We start from the raw sequence: 11,882 nt of genomic DNA, 5'->3' as shown, positions 1-11,882 counted from the left end.
ATCCGCCCCCGGGCGCGGGTGCGCCCGGGGCCTTCCGGTCACGCCGCGGCCGTGAGGCCCGCGGGGGTCTGGGCGAAGGGGACGAAGCCCGGCAGGCCCTCGATCCGGCGCAGGAAGGCCTCGACCCGCGGGTAGCCCGACAGGTCCACGTTCCCCTCCGGGGCGCGGGCGAGGTAGCTGTAGACCGCCACGTCCGCGACGGTCGGCCGCTCGGCCGCGAGCCAGTTCCGGCCATCGAGATGCGCCTCGAGCCGCCCCAGGAGCGTGTGCGCCCGGGCGATCACCTCCTCCGGATGGAACGTGGCGCCGAACACCGTGATCAGCCGCGCTGCCGCCGGCCCGTAGGCGAGTTCGCCCGCCGCGACCGAGAGCCAGCGCTGGACCGCCGCCGCGGCGCGCGGATCCTCGGGCAGCCAGTCGGATCGGCCGAGCCGCTTCGCCACGTAGACGAGGATGGCGTTGGAATCGGAGACGATCACGCCGTCGTCGTCGAGCACCGGCACCTGACCGAACGGGTTCATGGCCAGGAAGGCCGGCGTCTTGTGTCCGCCCGCCTTCAGGTCGACCTCGATCAGCTCGTGCGGGGCCTCGACCAGGGAGAGGAACAGGCGGGCCCGATGCGCGTGGCCGGAGAGGGGATGGTGGTAGAGCTTCATGACCGTGGATCTCCGTCGCGGGCCGGGATCGCCCCGGGCCGTGTGAGGAGAATGCCGCCGCGTTTGGGCGAGCAGAATAGGCGTTCTCCGCAGTTCATCATTCCGTAAATCGGAATAATTGCGGGGGCCAACGGTGCCGAGCGATCCTGCGCCGGGCTGGCGCGGCCGTCATCCGCCTCGCCTCCGCGGGTACAGGCGCCGCGGAGGGGCCTGGCGCGGGCGCTGATCAGCGACCCGGGAAGCAATCATCAAGACGCCGGCTCCGAAAAGACTGCGCGGGACTTGACACCGAGGCCATTACCGAGGAGCCTAGTTTTCAGGCGCGGGGCAAAGCTGCCCAGTTTCGCGCCAATACGTCACCATCTTTCACGGCGATGCCGCCCGCAGTGCTTCCGCACTGGCGGGCTTTTTGCGTTCTGAAGGATTGCATGGGCCTCAGCCATCACCGCATCGGCATCCTGTTCTCCGCGGACGGACCCTACGGTCTCGTCGGGCGGGCGATGCTGAACGGCGCGCTCCTGGCGGTCGACGAGGTGAACGCGCGGGGCGACTGCGTCCTGGAGCCGGTGATCCGCGATCCGCAGGGCGCCCTCGCGGGCTACGTCGCCGGCGCCGAGCGGCTCCTCGACGCGGGGATCCGCCACGTCGTCGGCTGCTACACCTCGTCGAGCCGCAAGGAGATCATCCCGATCTTCGAGAAGCGGGACGCCCTGCTCTGGTACCCGTCGCATTACGAGGGCTTCGAGACCTCGGCGAACGTGGTCTACACCGGGGCGGCGCCGAATCAGCACATCGTCCCGCTGGTGCGGCACCTCCTCGCCCGGGGCGGCCGCACGGCCTTCTGCGTCGGCTCCAACTACATCTGGGCCTGGGAGAACAACCGGATCCTGCGGGAGACGCTGGCGATCGCCGGCGGTGACGTCGCGGGCGAGCGCTACCTCGCGGTGGGCGAGACCGCCTTCGATCAGGTGATCGCGGCGATCCTGGCCGCGAAGCCGGACTTCGTCTTCAACACGCTGATCGGCATCTCGGCGTACCGCTTCTTCCGCGACTTCCGGAGTGCCTGCGCGGCGCGCGGCATCGACCAGGCGCGGACCATGCCGGTGGCGAGCTGCAGCCTCGCTGAGCCGGAACTGGAGGCGATCGGGCCGGAGGCGGTCGACGGCCACCTGTCTTCCAGCGTCTACTTCACGTCGATCGACACGCCCCGCAACCGCGCCTTCATGGCGGCCTACGCGGCGCGTTTTCCCGAAGGCCCGACCCCCTCGGCGGATGCGGAATCCTCGTACATCGCGGTGCATCTCCTGGCGCGGGCGCTGGCGCGTGCCGGGACCGAGGATGCCGCGACGGTGCGCCGGGCGGCCTGCGCCGACGAGTTCGAGGCGCCCCAGGGACCGGTGCGCCTCGACGAGACGACCCTCCACGCCTGCCTGACCCCTCGGATCGGCCTCTCGACGGCGGCGGCCCGCTTCACCATCGTGGCGCAGGCCGAGGCGCCGGTCGCGCCGGACCCCTACCTGGTGCGCAGCGATCCGCGCGTCGTGCCGGTGAGCCGGCGCCCGCACCTGAAGGTGGTGCCATGACGACGCCCCGGCTGATCCAGAATTTCAGCGGTGCGCAGGCCCTGCTGATCGCGCCGCCGAGCACCGCCACGGACGTCCTGGCGAGCACCCTGATGAAGCTCGGGCTCACCGTGGCCTCGGTCGTCCCGGCCGGCGAGGCGCCGTGGCTCGATTTCGAGATCCTCGACCCCGAGCACCACATCGTCATCGTGGACGGCGACCTGCCACTGCCGGGCCTCGCGGCGAGCGCCGTGCCCGACCTGCCGCCGGTCCCGGTGGTCGGGCTCGTGGGCGTCGAGGCGCCGAGCCGCCTCAAGGGGCTGCTCCAGCTCGGCGCGACCGGCCTGCTGCGCAAGCCGATTCACGGCGCCTCGGTCTACGCCGCCCTGTTCCTGGCGGTGAACGAGCACAACCGGCGCCGTCTCCTCGAAGAACGGCTTGCTCGCCACGAGGAGCGGAGGCGCGGTCGGCGCCACGTCGTCAAGGCGATCCTCCGGCTGATGCAGGAGCACGGCCTCGACGACGACGCGGCCTACGAGACGCTGCGGCGCGACGCCATGCGCGCCCGGCAGCCCCTGGAAGCCTACTGCGAGGCGCTGGTCCGCGCCCGTCCGTCCGTCGCCGCGCCGGCCCTCTCGCCGCGGCTGGCCCGATCCTGAAGCACGCACTCCACCCCGTAGACGAGGACGACCCGATGACGAGAACGCCCCGCGGATCCCGCCTGTCCGCCCTCGCGGCCGCCCTGCTCGCGAGCGTATCCCTGGCCGCCCCGGCGGCGCGCGCCGCCGACCCGATCAAGCTCGGTGTCCTCGAGGACCAGTCCGGCGACTTCGCGGTCGCCACCATCGGCAAGGTCCACGGCATCCAGCTCGCCGCGGACGAAATCAACGCCGCGGGCGGCATCGCCGGGCGCAAGCTGGAGCTCGTGATCTACGACACGCAGTCCGACAACACGCGCTATCAGGAATTCATGCGCCGGGTGCTCCAGCGCGACAAGGTCAACGCCGTCTTCGCGGGCTTCTCCAGCGCGTCCCGCGAGGCCTACCGGCCGATCGTCGACCAGCTCGACGGCTTCGCGTTCTACAACAACCAGTACGAGGGCGGCGTCTGCGACGGCCACATGGTCGTCACGGGCGCGGTGCCGGAGCAGCAGTTCTCGACGCTGATCCCGTGGATGATGGAGAAGTTCGGCAAGCGGGTCTACACGATCGCGGCCGACTACAATTTCGGTCAGATCTCGGCCGAGTGGGTGCGCAACATCGTCAAGGAGAACGGCGGCGAGATGGTCGGGGAAGAATTTATCCCCCTCGGCGTGTCGCAATTCTCGCAGACGATCCAGAACATCCAGAAGGCCAAGCCCGACATCCTGATGACGCTGCTCGTCGGGACGGCGCAGGCCTCCTACTACGAGCAGGCGGCGGCCGCGAACCTGAAGGTGCCGATGGGCTCCTCGGTCAATATCGGCCAGGGTTACGAGCACAAGCGCTTCCAGCCCCCCAGCCTCGCCAACATGTACGTGACCACGAACTACATCGAGGAGGTCGACAGCCCGTCGAGCAAGGCGTTCCTGGCCAAGTGGAAGGCGAAGTTCCCGAACGAGCCCTACGTGAACCAGGAGGCCGAGAACTCCTACCTCGCGGTCTACCTCTACAAGCAGATGGTGGAGCGGGCGAACGGCTCGACCAAGCGCGCCGACCTGCGCAAGGTCATCGCGGCGGGCGACGTCTGCGTGGACGCGCCGGAGGGCAAGGTCTGCATCGACCCGAAGAGCCAGCACGCCTCCCACACGATCTACCTCGCGAAGGTCGACGAGAAGCACGCGATCTCCTTCCCGAAGACCTGGGACAACATCCAGCCCTACTGGCTCGGGAAGGCCGGCTGCGACCTGACGCAGAAGGATCCGATGGCGCAGTACACGCCGAGCAACCCGCCGAAGCCCTGACCTGCCGGGTCGGTCATCCGCGCGCCGCGGCCCCGGGCCGGAGACGACGCGACATCGCCGGGGCTGAGGCCCCGGCCCACAGCCATCACGATCGGGCCTCCGGATGGATCTGCTGACTCACGCCTTCACGTTCCTCTACCAGATCGGCGACGCGTTCTCGTTCCTGGTCCTCTCCGCCTGCGGCCTCGCGGTGGTGTTCGGCATGATGGGCGTGATCAACCTCGCGCACGGCGAGCTGATCATGTGCGGCGCCTACGTCACGGCGGCGTCCACGCGGGCCGGGCTGCCGCTGCCGCTGGGCATCCTGGCCGGCGCACTCGTCGCCGGGGCCGTCGGCATGGTGATGGAGCGCCTCGTCATCCGCCATCTCTACGGGCGGCCCCTCGACACGATCGTGGCGACCTGGGGCATCAGCCTCGCGGCGACGCAGGGCACGCTGATCCTGCTCGGCTCCAGCATGCCGGGGATCGGCACGCCGCTCGGCAGCTTCACGGTCGGCGGCTACTCCTACTCGACCTACCGCGTGGTGCTGATGGTCGCCGCCGTCGCGGTGCTGGCCGGGCTCTACCTCGCCTTCAACGCCACCCGCTTCGGGACGCTCGCCCGCGCCACCATCCAGGTGCCGCACATGGCCGAGGCCCTCGGCGTCGACACCCGCACGGTCTACGCCCTGACCTTCGGCCTCGGCGCGGCGCTGGCGGGCCTCGCGGGCGGGCTCTACGCGCCGACCATGACCATCGTGCCGACCATGGGGACGACCTTCATCATGGAGGCCTTCGTCACCGTGGTCGTGGGGGGCGCCGACATCTTCCTCGGCACGGCGCCCGCGGCCCTCGTGCTCGGGACGGTGCGGGCGCTGCTCACGACGTGGCAGGGCCAGCTCTTCGGGCAGATCGGGCTCCTCGTCGCGGTGATCCTGGTGATCCGGGTGCTGCCGCGGGGCATCTCGGGCCTGATCCTGCGCGAGCGGGCCTGAGGCCATGGCGATGATTCCGGCCATGTTCTCGGCGAAGACCCTGCTCCGGCGCCTCGAGGGCCCGCAGACCCTGGGGCGCGGCCCGGCCTTCTGGACCGCCTTCGCGCTCGCGGTGGCGGCCGCCGTGGCCTACCCGTGGTTCGCGGACGGCTACACGGTCGGCAACACGGCCTACTTCTTCTGCTGGGTGTTCATGGCGCTCGGCCTGTGCCTGATCTGGGGCTACGGCGGCGCGCTCAGCTTCGGCCAGACCGCCTTCTTCGGCCTCTCCGGCTACGCCTACGGCGTGCTCACGCTCAATGTCGGCGCGGCCTACGGCTTCACCCTGGCGGCCCTGGTGCTGGCGGTCGCGCTCTCGGCCGTGATGGCGGCGCTCCTCGGCTACTTCCTGTTCTTCGGCCGTATCGGCGGGGTGTTCCTCGGCATCATCACCCTGTCGGTGACGCTCGCCCTGGAACGCTTTATGGCGCAGACCGCCGGCCCGGAATGGAAGATCGGGGCGGCGCGGCTCAACGGCTACAACGGCATGAGCGGCATGCCGCCCCTGACGGTGCCGTGGCCCGACGGCGACGTCGTGCTGTTTCCCGACGTCACCCTCTACTACGGGCTCCTGGGCCTCCTGATCGTCGTCTACCTCGCGCTGCGCATCCTGGTGAACGCCCGGTTCGGCAACGTGCTGGTGGCGATCCGCGAGAACCCGGAACGGGCCGAGATGCTCGGCTACGACGTGCGGCGCTACCAGCTCGCCGCCTTCGTGATCGGCTCGGCCCTCGCGGGGCTGAGCGGCACCCTCTACACCGCCTGGGGCCAGTACATCACGCCCTCCAGCATGGGGCTCACCGCCGCCGCGCTGCCGGTGATCTGGGTCGCGGTCGGCGGCCGCGGCGACCTGACGGCCACGCTCATCGGCACCCTCGTGGTCCTCGGCGGCTTCCAGGCGCTGACGATCTACGGCAGCCAGTACGCCCTGGTGGTGATGGGCCTGCTCCTCGTCGTGGTGGTGCTGGCGGCGCCCGACGGCCTCGTGGTGGCGGCCATGCGCGGGCTCGGGCGCCTCCGCCGCCGGGAGGCGGGCCGATGAATCCGCTGCTCGAGACCCGCGATCTGAGCAAGCATTTCGGCGGGCTGCACGTCACCAACGACGTGAACTTCGCCCTCGCGGCGGGGGAGATCCACTGCCTGATCGGGCCGAACGGCGCCGGCAAGAGCACCTTCTTCCGCCTGCTGCTCGGCGAGTACACGCCGGAGCGTGGGCAGATCCTCTACGCCGGCGAGGACATCACCGCGCTCAAGCCCTTCGCGCGGATCCGGCGGGGCATGAGCGTCAAGTTCCAGGTGCCGGGCATCTTCCCGAGCCTGTCGGTGGCGCACAACCTGGAGATAGCCCTGCAGCACCATCTCGAGGGCGCCTCGCTCGGTGCCGAGATCCGCCGACTGCTCGCCTTCCTCAATCTCACCGCGGCGGCCTCCGACCGCGCCGGCAACCTCAGCCACGGGCAGAAGCAGTGGCTGGAGATCGGCATGGCGATCAGCCTCAAGCCGCGCCTGCTCCTCCTCGACGAGCCCACCGCCGGGATGTCGCCGGACGAGACCTTCGCCACCGGCGAGATGGTGCAGGCGCTCAACCGCGACGGCGTCGCCGTGCTGGCCATCGAGCACGACATGGCCTTCGTCCGGCAGATCGCCCAGCGGGTGACCGTGCTCCACGTCGGGCGCATCTTCGCCCAGGGCACCACCGACGCGATCATCGCGGACGAGCGGGTCGCCGCCATCTACCTCGGGGAGGCGGACGCGCCGCCGCTTCGGAGCGTCGCCGATGCCTGAGCCGCTCCTCGCGACGACCGGCCTCCGCGCCGGCTACGGCGGCAAGCCCGTGCTGCAGGGCGTCGACCTCGCGGTCCGGCCCGGCGAGATCGTGGCGGTGATCGGCCGCAACGGCGTCGGCAAGTCGACGCTGATGCGCAGCCTCGTCGGGCTCCTGCCCGCCTCCGCGGGCGGGATCGCGTTCCGCGGCGCGGCCGTCGAGGGGCTCGCCGCCCACCGGCGCGCCCGCCTCGGCATCGGCTACGTGCCTCAGGGCCGCGATGTCTTCCCGCGCATGAGCGTCGTCGACAACCTGACGGTCGGCGCGTCGCTGCTGCCGAAGGGCGAGCGGCCGGATTACGAGCGCGCCTTCGGGCCTTTCCCGATCCTGCGGGAGCGGCGCGGGCAGCGGGCGGGGACACTCTCGGGCGGCCAGCAGCAGCAGCTCGCCATCGGCCGCGTCCTCGTCGGCGGGCCTGCGCTGATCCTCCTCGACGAGCCCTCCGAGGGCATCCAGCCCTCGGTGGTGCAGCAGATCGGCCGCACCCTGGTCGATCTCAACCGCCGCACCGGGGTGACGATCGTGTTCGTGGAGCAGAACCTCGACCTGATCCGCGCCATGGCCCAGCGCAGCTACGTCATGGACAAGGGCCGGATCGTCGCGGAGCTGACGGCCAGTGACCTCGACGACCGCGACCTCGTGCGGCGCCACCTCGCCGTCTGACGACACGGCAGACAACCAAGGGAGAGACGACCATGCAGTGGCTCGACCAGTCCATCATGGCCCGCAAGGGCGTCGCCGGCGGCAAGCCCGGCCGGGAGCACACGATCACCGAGGCCGAGCAGGGCCGCTACCACTACGTGTACGGGCCCTTCGCCGAGCCGGTGCTGACCGTCGATCCCGGCGCCGTCGTCACCGTCGAAACCCACGACGCCTTCGAGGGCAAGATCCGCCACGAGACCGACAGCCCGACGCAGATCCTGAACTTCCCGTACCTCAACCCGCAGAACGGGCCGATCTACGTCAACGGCGCCGAGAAGGGCGACTGCCTCGCGGTGGCGATCCGCTCGATCCGGCCGCGCGGCCCGCAGCCCTGCGGCACGACGCTGATCATGCCGGAATTCGGCGGCCTCGTCGCCACCGGCGACACCGCGCTCCTCAATCCGCCGCTCCCCGAGAGGGTGCGCAAGCTCGAGGTCACGGCCGAGAAAGGCGTGCGCTGGAACGACCGGATCACGCTGCCCTACCAGCCGTTCATCGGCACGATCGGCACCTCGCCGGAGATCGAGGCGATCTCCTCGCTGCAGCCGGATTATTACGGCGGCAACATGGACCTGCCGGACGTGGGCGTCGGCGCGGTGATCTACCTGCCGGTGAATGCGAAGGGCGCGCTCCTCTACCTCGGCGACTGCCACGCCGCGCAGGGCGACGGCGAACTCTGCGGCGTCGCGGTGGAGCACCCGACCCACACGACGGTGCAGATCGACCTGATCAAGGGCTGGACCTTCCGCTGGCCGCGGCTCGAGACCGAAGACTTCTACATGACGATCGGCTCGTCCCGGCCGATGGAGGACGCGGCGCGCATCGCCTACCGGGAGCTGATCCGCTGGCTCGCCGCCGATTTCGGCTTCGACGAGATCGACGCCTACATGCTGCTCACGCAGTGCGGGCGCGTGCGGCTCGGCAACATGGTCGATCCGAAATACACGCTCGGCGCCTCGATCACGAAGGCGATCGCCCACGCCTGACCGGCGACGGAGGAGGACGGCATGGATCTCGGGCTCAGAGGCCGCCGCGCGCTGGTGACCGGCGGCACCAAGGGCATCGGCGCGGCGATCGTCGACCTGCTGGCCGACGAGGGGGCGGCGGTCGCCCTCTGCGCCCGCAACGCCGCGGAGGTCGCCGGCAAGGTGGCGGCCCTCCGCGCCCGGGGCGTGGCGGCGACCGGGCGCGCCGTCGACGTCGCCGATTCCGCCGCGCTGCGCGGCTGGGTCTCCGAGGCTGCGGAGGAACTCGGCGGCCTCGACATCGTGGTGCCCAACGTGAGTGCCCTCGCGGTCGGCAGCGACGAGGCGGCGTGGCGCAGCGGCTTCGCCGTCGACATGATGGGCACCGTCTCGGCGGTCGAGGCGGCGATGCCTTACCTCGAGCGCTCCGAGGCCGGCGCGATCGTCGTCATCTCCAGCGTCTCCGGGCGGGAGATCGACTTCGCGGCCGGTCCCTACGGCGCCTTCAAGGCGGCGCTGATCCACTACGCGCAGGGGCTGGCCTTCCAGCTCGCACCCCGGAACATCCGCGCCAACTCGGTCTCGCCCGGCAACACCTACTTCTCGGGCGGCGTCTGGCACCAGATCGAGACCGGCAACCCGGCGCTGTTCGCCGAGGCGCTCCGGCTGAACCCGACCGGCCGGATGGCGCGGCCGGAGGAGGTGGCCCGCGCCGCCGTGTTCCTGGCGAGCCCGGCCGCGAGCTTCATCACCGGCACCAACCTCGTGGTCGACGGCAGCCTGACCCGCGGCGTGCAGTTCTGACGCCGACCGGCCTCGCCCCGCACCGGGACACCTGCGACGTCCGAAGCACACCCGGCGCGTTCAGTACGGTCGTTCAGCGACGAAGTCTGGAGATCGCGAGGACTCACCACACTTGCGACGCATTTCGGCCGCTCTCGACTCTGTAAAGACAAGCTTGCCACGCGCGCTGGCACGCGGCACTCTCAAGCTTGGCCGTTCGCGCGGCGGTGGCACGCCGCGCAGTCGCGCCGGGCTGCAGGACAGGGAAGTCCAGGGCGATGATGACGGACGATCGCGAGGCCGGCGGGCTCGACGGGCGCGGGCGCCTCGGATGCGAGGCGGGAGTTCTCAGCCGCCGGTCGTTCCTGGCCGGCTCGGCCCTCGGGATCGGCGCGCTCTCGCTCGGCGGGTGCGGGACGACCGACACCCTGCTCATGGCCGAGGCGGCGAAGACCTACGGGCCGATGCCGAACGAGAAGTTCCCGATCCCGGCGGTCGACGTCAGCAAGGTCAACCCGAAATACTACCGGCGGACCGTCCAGTACGCCTCGTCGGAAGCGCCCGGCACGATCGTGGTCGATCCCGCCAATTACTACGTCTACCGCATCGAGGGTGACGGCACCGCCACCCGCTACGGCGCCAATGTCGGCCGCCAGGGCTTCCTGTGGAACGGGAACGCCTATGTCGGCCGCAAGTCCGAGTGGGCGACTTGGACCCCGCCCAAGGAGATGATCCGGCGCCAGCCCGAGGCCGCGAAATACGCCCGCGGCATGCCCGGCGGCCTCGACAACCCGCTCGGTGCCCGCACGCTGCACCTCTACCAGAACGGCGCCTATACGCTCTACACGATCTACGCCAGCAGCGACGCCGAATCGATCGGCACGGGCATCACCAGCGGTTGCGTCGGCCTGCTCAGCCAGGACATGATCCACCTCTACGCGCGCACGCCCGTGAAGACGAAGGTGGTCGTGCTGCCGGCCTGAGGGCGGGCAGCGCCCGCGCCGTCCCCGCTTCCCGGCGCCCCCGACATCCTGCAGGATCGGGTCCCCTGAGGTCCGACAGCGCGCCGGGAGCGCCCGCATGGCCTACGCGACGACGATCGAAGGCACACGCTTCACCTTCCCCGACCTGCGCAGCCTGCTCGCCAAGGCTACGCCGGAGCGCTCGGGCGACCAGCTCGCCGGGCTCTGCGCCGACGGGCCGGTCGAGCGCTTGGCCGCGCAGATCGCTCTCGCCGACCTGCCGCTCAAGACCTTCCTGGCCGAGGAGCTGATCCCCTCGGACCAGGACGAGGTCTCCGACCTCATCGCCCGCCGGCACGACACGGAAGCCTTCGCGCCGGTCTCATCCCTGACGGTGGGCGCCTTCCGCGAGTGGCTGCTCGCGCCCGCCGCCGACGCGGACGCCCTCTCTGCCCTCGCGCCCGGCCTCACGCCCGAGATGGTCGCGGCGGTCTCCAAGATCTGCCGGCTGCAGGACCTCGTCGCGGTGGCCGCCAAGCGGCCGGTGGTGACCCGCTTCCGCTCGACCCTCGGCCTGCCCGGGCGCCTCGCCACCCGCAACCAGCCCAACCACCCGACCGACTCGTCCGAGGGCATCCTGCTCTCGGCCCTCGACGGCCTGCTGATGGGCTCGGGCGACGCGGTCATCGGCGTCAACCCGGCGACCGATTCCCTGCCCGACTACTTCCGCATCGTCGAGCTGCTCGAGACCCTGCGGCTGCGCCTCGACGTGCCGACCCAGCACTGCTGCCTCGGCCACGTCACCGTGGCGATCGCTGCCATGGCCCGGGGCGCGCCCGTCGACCTCGTGTTCCAGTCGGTGGCCGGCTCGCAGAAGGCCAATGCCGGCTTCGGCGTCGACCTCGCCGTCCTGCGCGAGGCCTCGGACGCGGCGCGCGCCCTCGGCCGCTGCCCGGCGGGCGGGCAGGTCATGTACTTCGAGACCGGCCAGGGCTCGGCGCTCTCGGCCGACGCCCACTGGGGCGTCGACCAGCAGACCATGGAGGCGCGCGCCTACGCGGTGGCGCGGGAGTTCGACCCGCTGCTGGTCAACACGGTCGTGGGCTTCATCGGTCCCGAGTACCTCTACGACGGCAAGCAGATCATCCGCGCCGGGCTGGAGGACCACTTCTGCGGCAAGCTGCTCGGCCTGCCGATGGGCGTGGACGTCTGCTACACCAATCACGCCGATGCCGACGGCGAGGACATGGACGCGCTCCTGACCCTGCTGTGCGCGGCCGGGGTCAACTTCGTCATCACGGTGCCGGGGGCGGACGACGTGATGCTGAACTACCAGTCATTGTCGCACCACGACGCGGTCTACGCCCGCGAGACCCTGGGTCGCCGTCCGGCCCCGGAATTCGAGGCGTGGCTGCGGGCCGTGGGCATCACGGACGGGCAGGGCCGGCTGGCCAGCGCGACGGGCGCGCT

12 protein-coding genes are annotated in these 11,882 nt (G+C 70.9%); 11 read left to right on the top strand and 1 reads right to left on the bottom strand.

Translation table 11 applies throughout. The annotated features are described in order from the left end of the window. Positions 1-38 precede the first annotated feature (38 nt). On the bottom strand, positions 39-656 hold the full coding sequence (locus BM419_RS17135; RefSeq protein ID WP_020093095.1) for a glutathione S-transferase family protein: 618 nt from the start codon (positions 654-656) through the stop codon (positions 39-41). 428 nt (positions 657-1,084) lie between these two features. On the opposite strand from BM419_RS17135, the gene BM419_RS17130 reads away from it, so the two are divergent. The 11 genes from BM419_RS17130 to BM419_RS17080 all read left to right on the top strand — a co-directional run. Further along, a complete protein-coding gene (locus BM419_RS17130; RefSeq protein WP_091927132.1) occupies positions 1,085-2,239 on the top strand; it encodes a transporter substrate-binding domain-containing protein in 1,155 nt (384 codons plus the stop codon). After that, a complete protein-coding gene (locus BM419_RS17125; RefSeq protein WP_091927131.1) occupies positions 2,236-2,877 on the top strand; it encodes an ANTAR domain-containing response regulator in 642 nt (213 codons plus the stop codon). The genes BM419_RS17130 and BM419_RS17125 overlap by 4 nt, the downstream gene beginning before the upstream one ends. A 35-nt stretch (positions 2,878-2,912) precedes the next feature. Beyond that, positions 2,913-4,160 carry an urea ABC transporter substrate-binding protein gene (locus BM419_RS17120; protein WP_020093098.1) on the top strand — a complete coding sequence of 416 codons (1,248 nt, stop codon included), beginning with the start codon at positions 2,913-2,915 and terminating at the stop codon, positions 4,158-4,160. Between the two features lie 103 nt (positions 4,161-4,263). After that, positions 4,264-5,136: an ABC transporter permease subunit gene (locus BM419_RS17115; protein WP_020093099.1), complete on the top strand. Its 873-nt coding sequence runs from the start codon at positions 4,264-4,266 to the stop codon at positions 5,134-5,136. Between the two features lie 4 nt (positions 5,137-5,140). Further along, positions 5,141-6,217 (top strand): branched-chain amino acid ABC transporter permease, encoded by a 1,077-nt coding sequence (locus BM419_RS17110; RefSeq protein WP_175556319.1) that lies wholly within the window; start codon positions 5,141-5,143, stop codon positions 6,215-6,217. After that, complete coding sequence (locus BM419_RS17105; protein ID WP_091927130.1) at positions 6,214-6,960, top strand: ABC transporter ATP-binding protein; 747 nt, start codon at positions 6,214-6,216, stop codon at positions 6,958-6,960. The genes BM419_RS17110 and BM419_RS17105 overlap by 4 nt, the downstream gene beginning before the upstream one ends. Further along, a complete protein-coding gene (locus BM419_RS17100; RefSeq protein ID WP_091927129.1) occupies positions 6,953-7,663 on the top strand; it encodes an ABC transporter ATP-binding protein in 711 nt (236 codons plus the stop codon). Before BM419_RS17105 ends, BM419_RS17100 begins: the two co-directional genes overlap by 8 nt. Before the next feature lie 32 nt (positions 7,664-7,695). Then, a complete protein-coding gene (locus tag BM419_RS17095; RefSeq protein ID WP_091927128.1) occupies positions 7,696-8,688 on the top strand; it encodes an acetamidase/formamidase family protein in 993 nt (330 codons plus the stop codon). Between the two features lie 21 nt (positions 8,689-8,709). Then, positions 8,710-9,471: an SDR family NAD(P)-dependent oxidoreductase gene (locus BM419_RS17090; protein WP_091927127.1), complete on the top strand. Its 762-nt coding sequence runs from the start codon at positions 8,710-8,712 to the stop codon at positions 9,469-9,471. A gap of 257 nt (positions 9,472-9,728) precedes the next feature. Next, positions 9,729-10,433 (top strand): L,D-transpeptidase, encoded by a 705-nt coding sequence (locus tag BM419_RS17085; RefSeq protein WP_091927126.1) that lies wholly within the window; start codon positions 9,729-9,731, stop codon positions 10,431-10,433. A gap of 97 nt (positions 10,434-10,530) precedes the next feature. Continuing rightward, the coding region (locus tag BM419_RS17080; RefSeq protein WP_107684775.1) for an ethanolamine ammonia-lyase subunit EutB at positions 10,531-11,882 on the top strand (1,352 nt) is incomplete at its 3' end.

It is taken from the genome of Methylobacterium sp. yr668 (genome assembly GCF_900116245.1).
Taxonomy (GTDB): domain Bacteria; phylum Pseudomonadota; class Alphaproteobacteria; order Rhizobiales; family Beijerinckiaceae; genus Methylobacterium.
The sequence above is the reverse complement of the archived record's forward strand: the minus strand, read 5'-3'. Positions and strand labels throughout refer to the sequence as shown.

Bases quoted from the DNA above. Each gene is read 5' to 3' on its own strand.
- BM419_RS17135 (WP_020093095.1), bottom strand. From the start codon at position 656: ATGAAGCTCTACCACCATCCCCTCTCCGGCCACGCGCATCGGGCCCGC.
- BM419_RS17130 (WP_091927132.1), top strand. From the start codon at position 1,085: ATGGGCCTCAGCCATCACCGCATCGGCATCCTGTTCTCCGCGGACGGA.
- BM419_RS17125 (WP_091927131.1), top strand. From the start codon at position 2,236: ATGACGACGCCCCGGCTGATCCAGAATTTCAGCGGTGCGCAGGCCCTG.
- BM419_RS17120 (WP_020093098.1), top strand. From the start codon at position 2,913: ATGACGAGAACGCCCCGCGGATCCCGCCTGTCCGCCCTCGCGGCCGCC.
- BM419_RS17115 (WP_020093099.1), top strand. From the start codon at position 4,264: ATGGATCTGCTGACTCACGCCTTCACGTTCCTCTACCAGATCGGCGAC.
- BM419_RS17110 (WP_175556319.1), top strand. From the start codon at position 5,141: ATGGCGATGATTCCGGCCATGTTCTCGGCGAAGACCCTGCTCCGGCGC.
- BM419_RS17105 (WP_091927130.1), top strand. From the start codon at position 6,214: ATGAATCCGCTGCTCGAGACCCGCGATCTGAGCAAGCATTTCGGCGGG.
- BM419_RS17100 (WP_091927129.1), top strand. From the start codon at position 6,953: ATGCCTGAGCCGCTCCTCGCGACGACCGGCCTCCGCGCCGGCTACGGC.
- BM419_RS17095 (WP_091927128.1), top strand. From the start codon at position 7,696: ATGCAGTGGCTCGACCAGTCCATCATGGCCCGCAAGGGCGTCGCCGGC.
- BM419_RS17090 (WP_091927127.1), top strand. From the start codon at position 8,710: ATGGATCTCGGGCTCAGAGGCCGCCGCGCGCTGGTGACCGGCGGCACC.
- BM419_RS17085 (WP_091927126.1), top strand. From the start codon at position 9,729: ATGATGACGGACGATCGCGAGGCCGGCGGGCTCGACGGGCGCGGGCGC.